Raw genomic sequence first — 17,017 nt, 5'->3', positions numbered from 1 at the left:
GACTCAAGGAGCAGCCCCCCATGCGCCGCAAGTCGATCACCACCTCAGTCCTCAATGTTCTGCTGAAACCCACGGCGGTCGGGCAGCGCAACCCCGACCGCGCCTTCGATCGCATGGTCGCCGCCGCCGAGAAGGCCACCGGCGGCGACGCCGCCTCCGACGCCGAGTTCGTCGACCAGTTCAGGTTCCTCATGCACTGCTTCGTCGGCCATGAGGGACTGAGTCCGATGGGCTGGCAGTCGGTGGTCGGGGACCTGAGCAACCGCCTGGAGAACCGCCTGCGCATCAGGCGCCTGATCGCCGAGAACCCCGCGATCGCCGACGAGCCGATCGAGCGGCCGCTGTTCATCGTGGGACTGCCGCGCACCGCGACGACGCTGTGCCACAACATCATCGCCAAGTCCGCCGGGCACCGCGGCCCGAAACTGTGGGAGTGGATGTTCACCGACCTCGCCGGCGACCCGGCCGCCGAGCGCCGCTACGTCCGGACGGCGAACCAGCGGGTCGGGGCGTTCATGCGGCTGTCCCCGGCGTTCAAGGTCATCCACCCCCTCGCCGCCGAGAAGCCCGACGAGTGCAACTACCTGCTGCCGCACGGCAGCATGCACTTGGCGCGGGTGCTCATGCGCGACTACCACGACTGGCTCGGCGAGCGTGACGCCCTGCCCGACTACGAATACCTCAGGCAGGCGCTCCAGGTGCTCCAGTACGGGCGCGAGCGCAAGCGGTGGATCCTCAAGTCCCCCATGCATCTCGATCACATTCCCGAGCTGCTGAAGGTGTTCCCGGGCGCGACGGTGGTGTGGACGCACCGCGACCCGGTGACCGTGCTCGGCTCGCTGTGTTCAATGGTCGAGGCGACCCAGCTGCTGCACGTGCGCCGCCCGGACCTGCACGCCATCGGCAGGATGTGGCTGTCGATCCAGGCGGGCGCGATCGATCGGGGACGGGCCGCGCGCGTGGCCGCGCCGCGCGAGTCGTTCGTCGACGTCCCCTACACCTGGCTCAACGCCGAGCCGCACGATAAGATCCCGCGGCTCTACGAGCTGATCGGCGCCGAGTGGACCGACGAGGACGCCGAGAACCTCGACGGCGTGCTGGCCCGGCCCGGCATCGGACGCCAGCACGAGTACGAGCTCTCCCGCTACGGGCTGACCCCCGGCCAGGTCGAGGACGCCTTCGGGGACTACACGAAGATGGTGCAGGCCATGCGGTTCAAGTGATCCGGGTCGTCCGCTATTTGAGGCTGCCGAGGGTGACGCCGGAGCGCCAGAACCGCGACATGGCGACCATGAAGACCGCCAGCGGGATGATCGACAGCAGCGCGCCCATGATCACCAGGCCGGTCAGGTCGGTGCCGGTCTCGACCCGCTTGCCGGCCCAGGAGTACAGGCCGAGGGCGAGCGTCCACTTCTCCGAGCCGCGCAGCATCATCAGCGGCAGGAAGAAGCTGTTCCAGGAGCCGACGAAGGCCAGCAGGAAGATCGTGGCCGCGCCCGAGCTCATGATGCGCACGACGATCTGGCCGAACACGCGCAGCTCTCCGGCGCCGTCGACGCGGGCGGCGTCGATCAGCTCGTCGGGGACTGCCGAGTCGCAGTAGACCTTGGCCAGGTAGACGCTGAAGGCGTTGATGAACGAGGGGATCAGGACCGCCCAGGCGGTGTCGACCAGGCCGAGCTTGCTGAACAGCAGGTACAGTGGGAAGGCCAGGAGCATGCCCGGCACCAGGAAGGTCGCGACGATGAAGCCCATGGCGATGCCGCGGCCCCGGAACCGGAACTTGGAGATCCCGTACCCGGCGGCCAGGGCGATCACGGTGCTGACCAGGGCGCCGGTGCCGGAGTAGAAGATCGTGTTCAGCGTCCAGCGGGCGAAGATGCCGTCGTCGTACGTCAGCACCTGCGTGAGGTTCTCGACGAAGTTGAAGTCCTTGAACCACAGGCCCTCCACCCCGGCCGAGGCGTAGAGGTCGCGCTGGTCCTTGGTGGCGGCCACGATGAGCCACCAGACGGGGGCGACCGAGTAGACGAAGAACAGGGCCAGGCCGGTGAGCACGAAGATCTGGCTGGCGCGGGACTGGCCGTGCCCGCCGGGGCTGTCCTCGGCGGCGCGGGGCTTTCGGCGTCCGCGGCGCGGGCGGGTCGAGTTCGGTGCTGCTGTCTTGGTCGCGGTCATGAGGCGGGCCTGTTCGCGAGCTTGTAGTAGACGAAGGACACGGCGCCGACGACCAGCGCCAGTACCACCGAGAGCGCGGCGGCGTAGTTGTAGTCGTTGGCGTTGAACGCCTGGTTGTAGATGAACAGGATCGGGGTGAAGTCCTTGGTGACGGTCTCGGGCGAGACCTGCCTGAACAGGACCGGTTCGTTGAAGATCTGCACCAGGTTGATGATGGCGAGCATTCCGGTCAGGGCCAGGGGCCCGCGCACGTGCGGGATCTTGATCGACCAGGCGATGCGCCACTCGCCGGCCCCGTCGAGGCGGGCGGCCTCGAACAGTTCGCGCGGCACGCTCAGCAACCCGGCGTAGATGATGAGCATGTTGAACCCGATGGTGTTCCAGACGATGAGGTTGCCGATCGAGATCCACAGCATCTCGGAGGCGAAGAAGTTGACGCCGATGCCGAGGCCGTCGAATACGGGGGTGATCGGCCCCGAGCGCGGACTGTAGATGTAGATCCACATCAGCGCGGCGACGATGCCGGGGACCATGTACGGGACCAGGAAGCCCAGCCGGTAGAACCGCACGGCGGTCCGGCGGGCCATGTCCAGCAGCAGCGCCATCGCCAGGCTGATGGAGAGCATGACCGGGACGAGGATGAACGCGAAGACCAGGACCCGGATCATCGCGGTCCAGAACTTGGGGTCTTCGAAGACATCGGCGAAGTTCTCGAACCCGACGAACTCGGTGACCGTGCCCGACAAGCCGAGCGAGCCGGCGGCGCGCTCGCGGTAGAGCGACTGCCAGACCGCGTAGCCGAGGGGAATGATGAACAGCAGGACGAATCCGAGGAAGAACGGGGCGGTGAACGCCGCGCCCTTCCATTTGAGCGCGTACGTCCAGTGGCGCGGGCGCTTCGAGGCGCGCGCGTCGGCGCCTACGTCGGCGTCCGGGGCGAGACCGGTGGAGGTCACGGAGGAAGGTCCCTTCAGTCAGTCAGGAGCCTGGTCGGCTCGACCGATAGATACCGGTCTCTAGAGACTAGGCGCCGAGTGACGGCAATGCAAGCCCAGGATGTCGAATTGTTATCAGGGTTCTGGGTCTCGACAAATTCGCGATAGATCATTACCGTAGAAACCGATATCTATCCGGTCTATCGAAGGATCGCCCATGTCAGACCTCCCCCCGGCCCTGTTCGCGCTGGACCCCGAGCACCTCCCCCGCCTGTTCCCCGAGCCGTATCTGCGCCGCCTCACCGCCGCCCTCGACATCGACCCGCGCCGGGTCGCCCGCGACTGGTCCGACCCCGAGACCGCCGCCCGCCTGGCCGAGGCCGAGGTCATCGTCTCCGGCTGGGGCGCGCCCAGGATCGACGCCGCCGCCGTCGAGGCCGCCCCGAACCTCCGGGCGATCCTCCACACCGCCGGGAGCGTCAAATGGCTCGACGAGGCCGTCCACGAGCGCGGCGTGGCGGTCTCCTCGGCGGTGTCGGCCAACGCGCTGCCGGTCGCCGAGTACACGCTCGCGGCGATCCTGCTGGCAGGCAAGGACGTGTTCGGCCTGCGCGAGCGGTTCCGGGCCGAGCGCGGGTTCGAGCTGGGCCTGGTCCACCCCGGCGTGGGCAACTTCGGGCGCACGGTCGGCCTGATCGGGGCCTCGCGGATCGGCCGCCGGGTCGCCGAGCTGCTGCGGCCGTTCGATCTGGAGGTGCTCATCACCGACCCGCACCTGGACCGGGCCGAGGCCGAGAAGCTCGGAGCGCGACCGGTCGAGCTGGACGCCCTGGTCACCGAGTCCGACATCGTCTCGGTCCACGCCCCCGACCTGGCCGAGACGCGCCACCTGATCAACGCCGAGCGACTGGCCGCGATGAAGGACGGGGCGGTCGTGATCAACACCGCCCGGGGCAACCTGGTCGACACCGACGCCCTGGTCGCCGAGCTGGAGACCGGTCGGATCTCGGCGATCCTGGACGTGACCACCCCCGAGCCGCTCCCGGCCGACTCGCGCCTGTTCGACCTGCCGAACGCGTTCCTCACCCCGCACGTGGCCGGCTCCCAGGGCAACGAGCTGGCCCGAATGGGCCTCTACATCGTCGAGGAGGCCGAGCGCCTGACTGCGGGCGAGCCGCTCGTCCACCGGATCGACCCGGTCACCCTGTGGAAGCAGGCATGATCGCGCCCGGCCTCCGCATGCTCGGGGCCCGCGCTCCGGAAAGCGGGTAGCCTTTCATCAAGGGTTGAGTTAAGGTCCCCCCGAAGTTCCCCCTCCGGCATCGACGAGCAGATTCGACGAAGTGAATCCGTGGAAGGAAACCTGGCGATGAGCCGAACCGACAACTCTTATGTGGAAAGCGTCAGTCCCGGCACCGGGCGCCTCGAGCCCCGATCCGCGCCGGTGACCGACGCGGCGGCGGTCGACCTCGACGGCGACTGGCGCTTCCGGCTCGCGGCCGGGCTGCACGACCTCACCGAAGGCTTCGAGGAGCCGGGCCTGGACGACTCCGGTTGGGATTCGCTCGCGGTCCCCTCGATGTGGCAGATGGAGGGCGTACCGGGCACCCCGAAGTACGGCGCCCCGGCCTACACCAACACCGTCTACCCCTTCCCGATCGACGCGCCGCGCGTCCCCGACGAGAACCCGACCGGCGAGTACCGGCGGACCTTCACCCTCCCGGCCGAGTGGCCCGAGTCCGGCCGGACCGTGCTGCGCTTCGAAGGGGTCGACTCGGCCTTCGCGGTGTGGCTCAACGGAGTCCGCCTGGGCGACGGCAAGGGATCGCGCCTGTCGACCGAGTTCGACGCCACCGAGGCGATCAAGGCCGGCGAGAACACCCTCGCGGTCCGCGTCCACCAGTGGTCGGCCGCCTCCTACCTGGAGGACCAGGACATGTGGTGGCTCTCGGGGATCTTCCGCTCGGTGTCCCTGCGGCACCGGCCCGCAGGCGGCATCGACGACGTGTTCGCGCACGCCGGATACGATCACCGCACCGGCCGGGGGACGCTCCGCGTCGAGGCCCCCGCCGGGGCCCGAGTGACCGTCCCCGAGCTGGGCATCGACATCGCCGCCGGGGAAGAGATCAGCACCGAGGTCGAGCCGTGGACGGCCGAGACGCCGCGCCTGTACGAGGCCGAAGTCGCCACCGACGCCGAGCGGGTGAGCCTGCGGATCGGCTTCCGGACCGTGGCACTCGAGGACGGCCTGCTCAAGGTCAACGGCAAGGCCGTCCTCTTCCGGGGCGTCAACCGGCACGAGTGGCACCCTGAGACCGGACGCACCCTCGACCTCGAGACCATGCGCCGCGACCTGGAGATCATGAAGCGGCACAACGTCAACGCCGTCCGCACCAGCCACTACCCGCCCGACCGGCGCTTCCTGGACCTGTGCGACGAGCTGGGCATGTGGGTCATCGACGAGTGCGACCTGGAGACCCACGGGTTCGTCCACATCGACTGGAAGGGCAACCCCAGCGACCTGCCAGAGTGGCGCGAGGCGTACATCGACCGGATGCGCCGCACCGTCGAGCGCGACAAGAACCACGCCAGCGTCATCATCTGGTCCCTGGGCAACGAGTCCGGCAAGGGCGAGAACCTGCGGGCCATGTCCGAGTGGGCCAAGGACCGCGACCCCGACCGGCTCATCCACTACGAGGGCGACTGGGACTCCGGCTATGTCGACGTGTACTCGCGCATGTACGCCGATCACACCGAGACCGACCGGATCGGGCAGCGGACCGAGGCTCGCACCGAGGACCCCGCGCTCGACGAGCACCGCCGGAACATCCCGTTCGTCCTGTGCGAGTACTCGCACGCCATGGGCAACGGTCCGGGCGGGCTGTCCGAGTACCAGCGGCTGTTCGAGCAGCACCCGCGCTGCCAGGGCGGTTTCGTGTGGGAGTGGATCGACCACGGGGTCGCCCAGCGCACCGAGGACGGCCGCCCGTTCTTCGCCTACGGCGGCGACTTCGGTGAGCCGCTGCACGACGGCAACTTCATCACCGACGGCCTGATCTTCCCCGACCGGACCCCCTCGCCGGGACTGGTCGAGTACAAGAAGGTCATCGAGCCGGTCAAGATCGTGATCGACCCGGACGGCAGGACCGTCTCGGTCGCCAACGGCTACGACTTCGCCGACACCGCCCACCTGGCCTTCACCTGGAAGGTCGAGGACGGCGGCGAGCCGGTCGCCGCCGGAAACTTGGACGTCCAGGTCCTGGCCGCCGGTGAGTCGCGTTTCGTCGCCTGGCCGGAGGAACTGGTCAAGGCCGCCGAGTCCGGGTCCGACGGCGAGCGCTGGGCGACCGTGAGCGTGCACCTCGCGGCCGACACCGACTGGGCCGAGGCGGGCCTGGAGATCGCCTGGGGCCAGGCGCAGATCGAGACCCCGGTGGCGCGACAGGCTCCGGCCGCGACTGCCGCCGAGGCGGTCTTCGACGACTACGGGCGGCTCACCTCCCTGGGCGGCATCGGCATCGAGGGACCGCGCCTGGACCTGTGGCGCGCCCCGACCGACAACGACCTGCTCGGCTGGAGCGGCTCGGTCGCCGAGCCGTGGCGGAAGACCGGCCTGCACCGGTTGCGGCACAAGCTGCTCGACCTGTCCGAGGAGAACGGGCAGACCGTGGTGCGCACCCGCGTCGCCCCGGCCGCGACCGACCTGGCGATGGAGGCGGTCTACCGCTGGCGCTTCGAGGGCGGTCGCGCCTGGGTGACCGTCGAGGTCACCACCGAGGGCGACTGGGTCGGACCGATCCCGAGGCTCGGGCTGCGGCTCTCGGTCCCGAAGGAGCTGGACCAGGTGTCCTGGTTCGGTCTCGGGCCCGGCGAGGCGTACCCGGACTCGCGCGCGGCCGCCCGTGTGGGCCGCTACACCTCGGACGTGGCCGGGCTCCAGACCCCGTACGTCCACCCGCAGGAGAACGGCAGCCGAGCCGACGTGCGCTGGGCGTCCCTGTCCGGTGGTGGCCGGAGCCTGAAGATCCTGGGCACTCCGCACTTCGCGTTCACGGTCCGGCCGTGGACCAGCGAGGACCTGGACGCGGCGAAGCACCCGACCGACCTGGTCGAGCGCGACCGGCTCTATGTCAACGTCGACGCCGCCCTTCAGGGCCTGGGCACGGCCTCTTGCGGACCGGGCGTGCTGCCCGAGCACCGGCTGCTGGCCGGACCGGCCTCGTTCACCGTGGGGTTCGAAGTGCTCAGTGAGTGACTCCGAGTCGCGGTGAATTACGCTGGCGGGGATCGATCGTGGAGGGAGGGCCTCTCGTGCCCAAGAGATCCGACGGCGGCAAGCGGCCCACCATCCGGGACGTGGCCGCTCGCGCCGGCGTATCGGTCCCCACCGTCTCGCGGGTGCTGGCCGGGAACTACCCGGTCGCACCCGCCACCCGCGCCAAGGTGCTGCGCGCCATGCGCGAGCTCGACTACGTGGTCAACGCGCACGCGCGGGCCCTGGCGGGCGCGACGACCAAGACCGTCGCGTTCGTCGTGGACGACGTGACCGGACCGTTCTACGCCTACATCGCCCGGGGCGTGGAGCAGCAGGCGTCCTCCGAGGGGCGGCTGTGCCTGCTGTGCACCACCCACGGCGACCCCGAGCGGGAACTGGCGGTGGTCGAGCTGATGCGCGAGCAGAACGCCGAGGCCGTCATCGTCGTCGGCGGGGCCAGGGACAACGTGCACCACATCGAGCGGATGACCTATTTCGCCCGTGCCCTGGACAAGTCGGGCTCACAGCTGGTGCTCTGCGGGCGCCCGTCACTGGGCGAGGGCGTCCCGGCGATCAACGTCGAGTACGACAACGAGGGCGGCGCGTACGCGATGACGGCGCACATGCTGTCGGCCGGGCACCGCACGATCGCGTACGTGGGACGAGCGGTGGGGCTGTCGACCACCGACGAGCGCGTGGCCGGTTACCGGCGGGCCCACGCGGACTACGGGGTCGACCTGGACGATTCGCTGATTCTCCCGGGCGAGTTCACCAAGGAGAGCGGCAAGTCCCTCACCCTTGACCTGCTGGCCGAACGCGACGACGTGACCGCGATCTTCGCGGCCACCGACATGGTGGCGGCCGGTGTCCTGCGGGCACTACGCGAACTCGGCATGCGAGTACCGGAGGACATGACGGTGGTCGGCTTCGACGACATCCCGCTGGCCTCGGACCTGACCCCGGCGCTGACGACCGTGCACGTCCCGCACGAGGAACTGGGGCGCACGGCGGTGAGGATGGCCCTCCACCGGGACGAGGACGACGCCGCGGATCGGGTGGTGCTGGGCACCCACATCGTGGTCAGAGACTCGGTGGCCCCGCCGAGAAAGGCTTGAGCTGAAAGCAGAAGTCCCCCGGCGGATCGCCGGGGGCGGTTGCGTTCTGGGGCCTCAGCGCTTCGCGGGATGCAGGAGGGAGAAGAACTCGGCCGTGTCCATCTGGAGGATCGGCGAGTCGTCGCCGAGCTTGGAATCACGCACCTCGAACTGGCCCTCCGCAACGCGAACCTCAACGCAATCACCGTTGGACCCACTACTTGAGCGGGTGGACTTGCGCCACTCGGTAGTCATCTCAGGTACCCCTCTAGCGGTTCTGCTGCCCTGTCGTGAGCAGAAATGAAATTCTGCTCGAACCTAGACACTACAGCGGGCTGCTCCACGTAGCGGGAACCGTCCGGGTGGTCCATGAACACGATGGGCGGCAGGCCATCACTGGGATCGAGGAGATTGAAGGCTCCCAGTACACCTGCATTTATCCTGGTCAGTACCCGGACATCAGCAAAGGGCATCGCGTTGATCTCGCGGAGTCTCGCGATCTGGCCGTCGCGGACCTTGCGTGGCATCGCCTCAAGGAAGTCGATTGCCGCGGTCGAGATAAGGAACTCCAGCTTGGGAGGTCGACGAAGGCTGAACAGGCGCTCTTGTCGAACGCTCCTGAGCCCGAGTTTCGGCTCGGCAAGGTCTTCCTCAGTCGGAGGTTGGGCCGCGTCGAGTTCGAGAAGGTACTCCCGGGTCTGCGCCAGGCCCGGGATCAGCGCGAGCTCCAGCACTCGAATCCTCTTGGAAGCCTGCTCAGTTTCAAGGAACAGCGGGATCTTCGGCCGAAGACCCTTTCCGGTCACCGTGTCGAAGAACGGTTCCCACCAACCGCGCTCGTTGCTCTTGACCGCCAGCTCGCACAGGTGGCTCTTCTCCGCCCCCTCGATGCTGAAGAACTCGCAGAGCCCCTTGGCCACGACAAGCTTGATCCCCTGCTCCCCGTTCTCCATGCGGCGTATAGCGTCCCGCTTGTATCCGAGGGCCTCCGCCACCTCCCTGTGGACCAGGCCCCGCTCCTCACGGAGCCTGCGGATACGTGCACCGAACGCTCTTCGAGCCAGTGTGGGTTGCGCATCGCTCATCCAGCGAGTGTCGCATGATCTTCCGACATTTTGGACCTCCAACCTGGGTGCGCATTTTCAGCGCCTTTTTATGCGCACTCTTTTTCGCGCACCATGTTTCTCCTGTTCAGAGGCTTGACGTGCCACTAGCGTCGAAGGCGGACGACGCACGGCTGCCGTTTAACCTCGTCGGGCGCCGTCCACCCTCCACAGATGGCGGCCTGCCGGTTTCTCGATCGTTCACTGACCCACCGGCAGGCCGCTCACACCGACCCAGGAGGCGCGATGGAGACCTTGTTCAGTTACGGCGAGCCGCCCGAACCCGAACCGGAGCCGCTCGCCGACCGCTTCGACCTCATCGGAGAATGGACCACTGAGGACGATGAAGCGTTCGAGCTGTACGCGGACAGCACCGGGGGCGACGGCTGCCTGCTCCATATCCCCCGCCGGGCCCCGGCAGAGGCCATCGGCTCGATCTACCACGCCGGAGGAGTCCTGCGCGGCGTCGTCTGGTGCGGCTTCGCCTGCGACCAGCCCGCCTCCTGGCGCGCCGTCCTGCGCCACACCATCGCCGCCAACGTGGCGACGTGGCACGCGGAGCACCCGCTGTGAGCACAATCGGAAGCTTCCCTTTCGGCCACGGCAGGATCGAAGTCCAGCGCACCCGCTCGCCAGACAGCGGCGTGACCGCCCTCTGGCTGCGCCGCATCGACGACGGCCCCGAGATCACCGTGGCCGTCAAACGCTACGGCAACCTGGTCTTCACCAACGGCATCCCGGAATCCGACCGACCGGCGATCGCTGTCGCCCTGGAGAAGTTCCTCCTCGACCTCTAGAACACCGAATTCAACGGTCCAGGCATGCGGGGTGAGCATCCGGATCGGGATCCCGGAGGGTCACCGGTCGAGCGCCAGAACAGCGTCCACAACGGGAGCATGACGATCCGCTTGCGACGAGTCCCATGCGTTGACCAAGTGAAGCGTCGTAATACGGAAGGCCAAGGCGCGCAACAACAACTGCTCCCACTCCGCGATGCTCCGCCCCGCCACGGGCAGCAGCTCGATCGGAGCGCCGTGCCAGCACACCGCGTCCACCGCAGCGATCGCGGCACCGAGACCAACCGGCCGCCAATACGGCGCCCAGTCGATGATCGTCGGCGGCTCGCCTTCGGCGAAGAGGACATTGCCGAGCAAGTCACCGTGGATGAGCTGCGACGGCGACTCCACCAGACGGAACTGCGCCGCAAGACGTTCGAGCATCGGATCGGAAGGCATCGGCGCCTCTCCCCATACGATGCGATCGGCGCGAGACCAAGGGTCGTCGGTGGTGTCGATGAACGCCGGACGAGCCAACGCCGAGATCGCCTGATGGAACGCGGTTCCCACCCTGACGACGTCGAGGAGGCGCGACTCGTCAGCGGTGCCGGGCACCCACTCCAGCGCTTCCCATCCATCGACGACCCACCGCCCCGATGCGGCCCTGATCGGCCGCGGAGTCCGGAACTCCTCCGTGTGCGCGAGACGCTCCAGCACTCCTGCCCGCCAGTTCGCCTCGTCCGGATCACCGGCCGGGCGCACGACCACGGTTCCCGCTTTCCACGTCAGCCCGCGACCACCATTGAGCCGCTCGGGCCGCGCCTCCCCACCGCCGAATGCGGAAAAGACCTCATCTGATGGCCTGCTTTGAGCTGTCACACGCGAATGCTATCGAGCTGGCCGTCGCCCCACCCGCTCCAGCCTGTGGTCCTATACGCCCAACAAGTCAGCAGTCACAGCGCGGCGCTCACGCCGCACTACCGTCGTCGGCTCCCGAAAGGATGCTTCGGTACGGGCGCAACTGTTCGAGCACCTCGTCGATGGCGCTCGATTGACACCACAATTCGTACCACTCGTTGTCCTCCGGCACGCAGACCCGATCGAGCGCGCGCCGCGCCAGCGTCCGCAGTTCCACGGTCGCCTCGAATGAACAAGCCGCGAGCGCTTCGACGACCTCTTGATCAACAACCGCGACCCCGACGCGAGCGGCGGCCGAAGCCGCCGCGGCCACCGCCGCGTCCGCTTCACGACTATCGATGCGCCCGTCGACGTCAACGACTGCCGACATCGCCCCGGTCACCTGCGCAACGACTTGGCGCGGCTCGGCTCCGCCCAACTCGTCGACGAAATCCCATGCCCCGTCATTGCTGTGAAGGAATTCCTGGAGACAGTCGGTGAGCGCCCGTCTAGCGTCGAATGGCAGCCAGCGCCGATGGCCTCAGGAGCCGTCGAGACCGGCATCGACTCCGACCGGATCGATCAAGCCCATAGGGCGAATATTCCGGACAGTCGCAACAGGAACTGGAAACCATCCAGCAGGCGGACCGAGTTGCCGGGCTTCGACGCGATGATCAACCATGCCAGAGCCGTGCCCGATCCATGCCAAATCCATGCAAAAGCCATGCGGACTTTCCGCAAGATTGTATGCGTTCCGGTCAATACCCCCAGGCAACCGGCTCCAACTACTGCGTTCGAACCGAAATGAGGGTCCTCAGATGAAGATAAGACGATTGGTGACGCTGGTCACCGCGATAGCCGCTCTGCTCGTCACGAGCCTATCGATGGCCGCGCCGGCGAACGCGGCGACCCCGCTTCCGAACCCGAGCGTCTCGACGACCTTGAGCTGCGGCGGGGCCAAGGTTCACCTCCAGATCGCCTGGCGAGGCGCTGACAAGGCCCGGATCTACTGGAAGGTCTGGGACACCGACAGGAACGGCCGCTCCCCGGTCCTCCGAATCGTCGCCTTCCAGAGCGACTACACATACACCTCCTTTCAGTTCCGCACGGGCAAGCCCTACTTCAAGTTCGGCGGCGGCGCCGGGAACTCCACGACCGGAGGAGTGTCCGAATGGAACCCCAGCGGCGTCGGTCGCGTCAACCACATCAAGCTCAAGATCAAGGATGGGTCGGAGTCCGAGGGAACCGAGTGCAGGGCCGCGAGGAAACTGTTCAACTGGACCCGCATCGCCTACGCGAACGCGTTGCAGCAGGAGGGGGACCCGTACAGGCTCGGGGCCGAAGGGCCCGATGCCTTCGACTGCTCGGGACTGGTCTTCAACTCCTACAACCGGATCGGGCACTTCACCGACTGGCCGGTTCGGACCGCGAACGACATGTACAACTGGGCGGTGAACAACCAGGGAAGTATCGGGAAAGTCTACACCAGACAAATACCGTTCTCCGAACTGAAGAGAGGTGACCTGATCTTCTACAACACCGTTCCCGGCAACGATCGCTACATCGACCACGTCGCCTTCTACACAGGCAACGGGGTGATCTTCGACGCGCAGCAACCCGGGGTGGACGTCGGTTACCACAACGACTACACCAACAGTCGCGTCGCCGCCTTCCGCATCCAAGGAAAGACCAACGCCTGACGCAGTTCGGAGCGACCGGGCGGGGACGGAGCAGCCGTCCCCGCCCCCAGGGCTTGTTCAAGTTCCTGAAGGGTTCGGCACCACAATGATCACGAGCCCTGCGCCTGCCTCACTATGCGCCCCAACCCGTTCCATCCAGGCCCCTCACACCATCGCGGAGCTGGAACGAGTCTTGGACCTCGATGGCTCGCTACAGTCGGTGCATGCCAGTGCGAGTTGCCGGGACCAGTGACGTCCCGAGTCTTATAGACCTCTTCGAACAACTCGGCTACCCCACTACACCTGGCAGGCTCACGGCTCGTCTTGAACGCAACGCGACCTCGGAGTACCAGGCGTGGGTGTTCGAGGCCGACGATCGCTCGAGCATCATCGGGTTTGCCGGAGGCCACATCCTGCATCCGTACGAGGACGATGCCCCTGCCGCGCAACTGATGATCCTGATCGTCGATGAGCAGCGTCGAGGCTCTGGTGCCGGGGCGGCTCTGGTCGCCGTCTTCGAACAGTGGGCCCAGCAGCAGGGCGCAACCCGCGTGGGCATCAGTTCAGGCGCGGAGCGAACGAAGGCCCATCGGTTCTACGAAGGCCGAGGCTACAAGGCCACAGGACTCCGATTCGGAAAACGCCTCTGACCTCTCACGTCAAGAGCCATCCACGGTTCAGGTGGCGACGGTCGGCCATGTCCAGCGGTCGGCGGCCTCGGGATCGCGGACCTAGGGGACGGTCCAGCCCAGGGTCTGCTTGAGGAACCGGAAAGTGTGCTCGATGTCGAAACGGCGCAGGGTGGAACGTACGCGCTGAAGAAGCTCAGTCAGCGGGGCGGGGCAGTACGGCGAGGGCCGTCCGGGCTATGTCGGTCAGCGTCTCCTCGCTCACTCCGGCCTTGCCCAGCGCTTCGATGCCGCGCAGTACGGCGAGCACCAGCGCGGCCAGTCTTCCCGGCTCCACGTCCGCGCCGATGTCGCCATGGCGCTGGCAGGCGGCGATGTCGTCCTCCAGTAGCGCCTGTAGCGCTTCGATGGCCGCGCGCGCCCGCTCGGCCACCGCTTCGTCGTGTTCGGCCAGCTCGGCGGCGCCCTTGGCCAGCAGGCATCCGCGGCGGTCGGTGTCCGCGGCGGTCGCCGCCGCCACCGCGTATACGTGTGCGGACAGCCGCGCGTACGCGTCCGCGTCGTTGCCGTCCAGCTGCCGGCTCACCGCATCGACGACGGAACCGCAGTAGTCGTCGAACACGCGGTGGAACAGTTCCCGCTTTCCACCGAACGCGCCATAGAGGCTGCCCTTGCCGAGCCCCGTCGCCTCGGCGATGTCGTCCATTCGCGTGGCGGCGTACCCGCCCGACCAGAACCGCTCCCGGGCGGTGTCCAGCACCCGTTGCTCGTCGAACTTCCTAGGCCGCGCCATGAGACACAGGTTACCAATAATGGACTCGTTCGTCCACAACTGCTAGCGTTATGGACGAACGAGTCCAGAAATGAGGAGTGAGAGTGTCATGACCGAAGAACTCGCAGGCAAGGTAGCGGTGATCACCGGAGCGAACAGCGGCATTGGACTCGCCATCGCCAAGCGGTTCGCCGCAGAAGGAGCACGGGTGTTCCTGGCCGGTCGCCGCCAGGAGCCGCTCGACGCGGCCGTCGCCGAGATCGGGCCGGCGGCCACCGGCGTGAGGACCGACGTTTCGGTGCAGACGGACCTCGATCACCTGTACTCGGTCGTGCGCGAGGAGGCGGGCCGCCTCGACGTGCTCGTTGCCAACGCCGGCGGCGCTATCCCCCAGAGCCTCGGCGAGATCACCGAGGACGCCATCGACGCCACGTTCGGTACCAACGTGAAGGGCACGATCTTCACCGTGCAGAAAGCCCTGCCCCTGCTGTCGGACGGCGCCTCGATCATCGTGACGGGATCGACCAGCACCCGCCGCCCCGAATCGGGCCTGGAAATCTACGGCGCGTCGAAGGCGGCGGTGCGAAACCTGGTGCGCAGCTGGGCGCTCAGCGCGCAGGAACGGAAGTTCCGGGTGAACGCGCTGAGCCCCGGCCCGACCGAGACCCCGGGTCTGATCGGCGCCGTGGGCCCGGACCACCGGCTCGCCTCGCAGGTGCCGCTCGGCAGAATCGGCCGCCCGGACGAGATCGCCTCCGTGGCGACATTCCTGGCCTCGGACGCGTCCAGCTTCGTCAACGGCGCCGACTGGTTCGTCGATGGGGGCCAAGCACAGGTCTGACCGCGCCCCGGCGAGCCCCCCTCCGTCAGGCCCCGCCCGTCATCCGTCATCGGGTTCCATCAAGGACGTCGAGCCGCAGAGCAACTGAGGTAGAGAACTTGTCCCAGTTGGTTTGGGTCACAGCGGAAACCGCTGTGGGTCAGGGGCGGTGGGCTGCCGGGAATAGTCGTTCGACGGCGGTGACGATGGCGGTGCGGCGGTCTCGGAGGAACTGCTCGCGCTCGGCGGGGTCGGTCGGGGCGAGGTCGAGATAGCTTGCCCATGAGGCGGCGATCTGCGTGAGCAGGACCAGGATGTCGATCGGGTCCCATGACGGGTCGAGGATGCCGTCCTGCTGCGCCTGGCGGAGGCGTTCGAGCTTGCCGGCCATGGTCGCGCGGACCGGGTCGTCGGCATCGGTTCCGGCGGGGTCGAGTTCGAGGCGGCCCCACTGCATGAGCCGGTACCGCTCGGGGTGCGCCGCGAAGTAGTCGTGGACCCGCCCGGCATAGCCGGGCAGGTCGGCCGGGTCCAGGCCGGTCGCCTCCACGATCGCGGCCAGCTCCTCGGCCGAGACCAGCCGGTAGAGGGCCTCCTTGCTGGCGAAGTAGGCGTAGACGCGTTCCTTGCTGGTCTTCGCCGCTTTCGCTATGCGGTCGATGCGGGCGCCGGCGATTCCGTAGCGCGCGAACTCGGCACGGCCTGCGGCCAGGATGCGGTCACGGGTGGCTTCGGGACTGGAGGCGGGCGGCATCGGTCCAGCGTACCTGCCCGAACCGAACGGTTTGACGATTGCGCTTCTCCGGCGTATGGTTCAAACCGAACCGTTTGGTTTGATGAAGGGAACTCTCATGCAGCACCGCGCACTCGGCACCCAAGGACTCAACGTCTCCGCGATCGGCTACGGGACCATGGGCCTGACCATGGCCTACGGCCCCGGCGACGAGACCGAAGGCCGCGCGACCGTCCGCCGCGCCCACGAACTCGGCGTGGACTTCTTCGACACCGCCGAACTCTACGGCTGGGGCACCGGCTCCAACGAGATCCTGCTCGGCGAGGCCGTCAAGGACTTCCGCGACGAGATCACCATCGCCACCAAGTTCGGCTTCGACATGACCGACCTCCAGAACGGCTTCGGGCTCAACAGCCGCCCCGAGAACATCCGCAAGGTCGCCGACAACAGCCTCCGCTACCTCGGAACCGACCGCCTCGACGTGTTCTACCAGCACCGCGTCGACCCCGACGTCCCCATCGAGGACGTCGCCGGCACCGTGAAAGAGCTCATCGACGCCGGGAAGGTCACGCACTTCGGGCTCTCCGAAGCCGGACCCGAGACCATTCGCCGCGCGCACGCCGTCCAGCCCGTCTCGGTCCTCCAGACCGAGTACTCCCTGTTCGAACGCGACGTCGAGGAGCTCTTTCCCGTCCTGGAAGAACTCGGCATCGGGTTCGTCGCCTACTCGCCGCTGGGCCGCGGGTTCATCACCGGCACCGCCAAGCCCGCCGATCAGTACGACGAGACCGACCTGCGCCGCGTCGACCCGCGTTGGCAGGCCGGCAACTTCGAGCGGAACGTCGAAGCCGTCGACCGGCTCGGCGAGCTCGCCCGGAGTAAGGGAATTACGGTCCCGCAGCTGGCCCTGGCCTGGCTCCTCCACCAGAAGGACTACATCGTCCCGATCCCCGGCTCCCGCAGCCGGACCCGGGTCGAGGAGAACACCGCCGCGGCCGGCGTCCAACTCACCGACGCCGACCTGACCGCAGTCAAGGAGATCCTCCCGACCGGCGGCTTCGGCGCCCGCTACGCCCAGATGCCCGAATGGGTCTGATACGCGATGACCGAACCGCGGGGCGACCGGCAGTGGCCGGTCGCCCCCCC

18 protein-coding genes are annotated in these 17,017 nt (G+C 67.7%); 10 read left to right on the top strand and 8 right to left on the bottom strand.

Annotated features, from left to right (window positions below; genetic code table 11):
- The first annotated feature begins 20 nt into the window (after positions 1-20).
- The gene (locus JFB92_RS05445) at positions 21-1,223 is read left to right on the top strand and encodes a sulfotransferase family protein (RefSeq protein WP_199035660.1); all 1,203 of its coding nucleotides are present in this window, start codon (positions 21-23) and stop codon (positions 1,221-1,223) included.
- A 13-nt stretch (positions 1,224-1,236) separates the two neighbouring features.
- Here JFB92_RS05445 and JFB92_RS05440 read toward each other — a convergent pair whose 3' ends face one another.
- A complete protein-coding gene (locus JFB92_RS05440) occupies positions 1,237-2,178 on the bottom strand; it encodes a carbohydrate ABC transporter permease (RefSeq protein WP_199035658.1) in 942 nt (313 codons plus the stop codon).
- Positions 2,175-3,134 (bottom strand): carbohydrate ABC transporter permease, encoded by a 960-nt coding sequence (locus JFB92_RS26465; protein ID WP_199035656.1) that lies wholly within the window; start codon positions 3,132-3,134, stop codon positions 2,175-2,177. Before JFB92_RS26465 ends, JFB92_RS05440 begins: the two co-directional genes overlap by 4 nt.
- A 196-nt stretch (positions 3,135-3,330) precedes the next feature.
- On the opposite strand from JFB92_RS26465, the gene JFB92_RS05430 reads away from it, so the two are divergent.
- The 3 genes from JFB92_RS05430 (at position 3,331) to JFB92_RS05420 (ending at position 8,483) form a co-directional block, all read left to right on the top strand.
- Positions 3,331-4,335: a hydroxyacid dehydrogenase gene (locus JFB92_RS05430; RefSeq protein ID WP_199035654.1), complete on the top strand. Its 1,005-nt coding sequence runs from the start codon at positions 3,331-3,333 to the stop codon at positions 4,333-4,335.
- 147 nt (positions 4,336-4,482) lie between these two features.
- Positions 4,483-7,368 carry a glycoside hydrolase family 2 TIM barrel-domain containing protein gene (locus JFB92_RS05425; RefSeq protein WP_199035652.1) on the top strand — a complete coding sequence of 962 codons (2,886 nt, stop codon included), beginning with the start codon at positions 4,483-4,485 and terminating at the stop codon, positions 7,366-7,368.
- Positions 7,369-7,424: 56 nt separating this feature from the next.
- Positions 7,425-8,483, top strand: a complete 1,059-nt coding sequence (locus JFB92_RS05420; RefSeq protein WP_199035650.1) for a LacI family DNA-binding transcriptional regulator — start codon at positions 7,425-7,427, stop codon at positions 8,481-8,483.
- A 54-nt stretch (positions 8,484-8,537) separates the two neighbouring features.
- On the opposite strand, the gene JFB92_RS05415 is transcribed toward JFB92_RS05420, so the two are convergent.
- Both JFB92_RS05415 and JFB92_RS05410 read right to left on the bottom strand, forming a co-directional pair.
- Positions 8,538-8,717 (bottom strand): DUF397 domain-containing protein, encoded by a 180-nt coding sequence (locus JFB92_RS05415; RefSeq protein WP_199035648.1) that lies wholly within the window; start codon positions 8,715-8,717, stop codon positions 8,538-8,540.
- The gene (locus tag JFB92_RS05410; protein ID WP_199035646.1) at positions 8,714-9,547 is read right to left on the bottom strand and encodes a helix-turn-helix domain-containing protein; all 834 of its coding nucleotides are present in this window, start codon (positions 9,545-9,547) and stop codon (positions 8,714-8,716) included. Before JFB92_RS05410 ends, JFB92_RS05415 begins: the two co-directional genes overlap by 4 nt.
- Before the next feature lie 264 nt (positions 9,548-9,811).
- Between JFB92_RS05410 and JFB92_RS05405 the strand changes: the two genes are divergently transcribed.
- Both JFB92_RS05405 and JFB92_RS05400 read left to right on the top strand, forming a co-directional pair.
- Positions 9,812-10,138, top strand: coding sequence for a hypothetical protein (locus tag JFB92_RS05405; RefSeq protein WP_199035644.1), 327 nt, complete (start codon positions 9,812-9,814; stop codon positions 10,136-10,138).
- Complete coding sequence (locus JFB92_RS05400; RefSeq protein ID WP_199035642.1) at positions 10,135-10,362, top strand: hypothetical protein; 228 nt, start codon at positions 10,135-10,137, stop codon at positions 10,360-10,362. Before JFB92_RS05405 ends, JFB92_RS05400 begins: the two co-directional genes overlap by 4 nt.
- 60 nt (positions 10,363-10,422) lie before the next feature.
- On the opposite strand, the gene JFB92_RS05395 is transcribed toward JFB92_RS05400, so the two are convergent.
- Positions 10,423-11,220 carry a hypothetical protein gene (locus tag JFB92_RS05395; protein ID WP_199035640.1) on the bottom strand — a complete coding sequence of 266 codons (798 nt, stop codon included), beginning with the start codon at positions 11,218-11,220 and terminating at the stop codon, positions 10,423-10,425.
- A gap of 88 nt (positions 11,221-11,308) precedes the next feature.
- On the bottom strand, positions 11,309-11,764 hold the full coding sequence (locus JFB92_RS05390) for a DUF4259 domain-containing protein (protein ID WP_269847813.1): 456 nt from the start codon (positions 11,762-11,764) through the stop codon (positions 11,309-11,311).
- A 292-nt stretch (positions 11,765-12,056) separates the two neighbouring features.
- On the opposite strand from JFB92_RS05390, the gene JFB92_RS05385 reads away from it, so the two are divergent.
- Complete coding sequence (locus JFB92_RS05385) at positions 12,057-12,938, top strand: C40 family peptidase (RefSeq protein ID WP_199035636.1); 882 nt, start codon at positions 12,057-12,059, stop codon at positions 12,936-12,938.
- A gap of 245 nt (positions 12,939-13,183) precedes the next feature.
- Positions 13,184-13,567, top strand: coding sequence for a GNAT family N-acetyltransferase (locus JFB92_RS05380; RefSeq protein ID WP_372451579.1), 384 nt, complete (start codon positions 13,184-13,186; stop codon positions 13,565-13,567).
- Positions 13,568-13,742: 175 nt separating this feature from the next.
- Here JFB92_RS05380 and JFB92_RS05375 read toward each other — a convergent pair whose 3' ends face one another.
- Positions 13,743-14,339 (bottom strand): TetR/AcrR family transcriptional regulator, encoded by a 597-nt coding sequence (locus JFB92_RS05375; protein WP_199035632.1) that lies wholly within the window; start codon positions 14,337-14,339, stop codon positions 13,743-13,745.
- An 88-nt stretch (positions 14,340-14,427) separates the two neighbouring features.
- Between JFB92_RS05375 and JFB92_RS05370 the strand changes: the two genes are divergently transcribed.
- Positions 14,428-15,159, top strand: a complete 732-nt coding sequence (locus tag JFB92_RS05370; protein WP_199035630.1) for an SDR family NAD(P)-dependent oxidoreductase — start codon at positions 14,428-14,430, stop codon at positions 15,157-15,159.
- Between the two features lie 139 nt (positions 15,160-15,298).
- Here JFB92_RS05370 and JFB92_RS05365 read toward each other — a convergent pair whose 3' ends face one another.
- The gene (locus JFB92_RS05365) at positions 15,299-15,892 is read right to left on the bottom strand and encodes a TetR/AcrR family transcriptional regulator (RefSeq protein WP_199035629.1); all 594 of its coding nucleotides are present in this window, start codon (positions 15,890-15,892) and stop codon (positions 15,299-15,301) included.
- 97 nt (positions 15,893-15,989) lie between these two features.
- On the opposite strand from JFB92_RS05365, the gene JFB92_RS05360 reads away from it, so the two are divergent.
- The gene (locus JFB92_RS05360) at positions 15,990-16,967 is read left to right on the top strand and encodes an aldo/keto reductase (RefSeq protein WP_199035628.1); all 978 of its coding nucleotides are present in this window, start codon (positions 15,990-15,992) and stop codon (positions 16,965-16,967) included.
- The last annotated feature ends 50 nt before the right edge of the window (positions 16,968-17,017 follow it).

The sequence above is a fragment of the Glycomyces salinus genome, assembly GCF_016428645.1.
Lineage (GTDB): Bacteria > Actinomycetota > Actinomycetes > Mycobacteriales > Micromonosporaceae > Glycomyces > Glycomyces salinus.
This window is presented reverse-complemented; position numbering and strand designations above follow the sequence as displayed.

What these genes read in the sequence shown, in the direction of transcription:
- JFB92_RS05445 (WP_199035660.1), top strand. Translation starts at nt 21, where the DNA reads ATGCGCCGCAAGTCGATCACCACCTCAGTCCTCAATGTTCTGCTGAAA.
- JFB92_RS05440 (WP_199035658.1), bottom strand. Translation starts at nt 2,178, where the DNA reads ATGACCGCGACCAAGACAGCAGCACCGAACTCGACCCGCCCGCGCCGC.
- JFB92_RS05430 (WP_199035654.1), top strand. Translation starts at nt 3,331, where the DNA reads ATGTCAGACCTCCCCCCGGCCCTGTTCGCGCTGGACCCCGAGCACCTC.
- JFB92_RS05425 (WP_199035652.1), top strand. Translation starts at nt 4,483, where the DNA reads ATGAGCCGAACCGACAACTCTTATGTGGAAAGCGTCAGTCCCGGCACC.
- JFB92_RS05415 (WP_199035648.1), bottom strand. Translation starts at nt 8,717, where the DNA reads ATGACTACCGAGTGGCGCAAGTCCACCCGCTCAAGTAGTGGGTCCAAC.
- JFB92_RS05410 (WP_199035646.1), bottom strand. Translation starts at nt 9,547, where the DNA reads ATGAGCGATGCGCAACCCACACTGGCTCGAAGAGCGTTCGGTGCACGT.
- JFB92_RS05405 (WP_199035644.1), top strand. Translation starts at nt 9,812, where the DNA reads ATGGAGACCTTGTTCAGTTACGGCGAGCCGCCCGAACCCGAACCGGAG.
- JFB92_RS05385 (WP_199035636.1), top strand. Translation starts at nt 12,057, where the DNA reads ATGAAGATAAGACGATTGGTGACGCTGGTCACCGCGATAGCCGCTCTG.
- JFB92_RS05375 (WP_199035632.1), bottom strand. Translation starts at nt 14,339, where the DNA reads ATGGCGCGGCCTAGGAAGTTCGACGAGCAACGGGTGCTGGACACCGCC.
- JFB92_RS05370 (WP_199035630.1), top strand. Translation starts at nt 14,428, where the DNA reads ATGACCGAAGAACTCGCAGGCAAGGTAGCGGTGATCACCGGAGCGAAC.
- JFB92_RS05365 (WP_199035629.1), bottom strand. Translation starts at nt 15,892, where the DNA reads ATGCCGCCCGCCTCCAGTCCCGAAGCCACCCGTGACCGCATCCTGGCC.
- JFB92_RS05360 (WP_199035628.1), top strand. Translation starts at nt 15,990, where the DNA reads ATGCAGCACCGCGCACTCGGCACCCAAGGACTCAACGTCTCCGCGATC.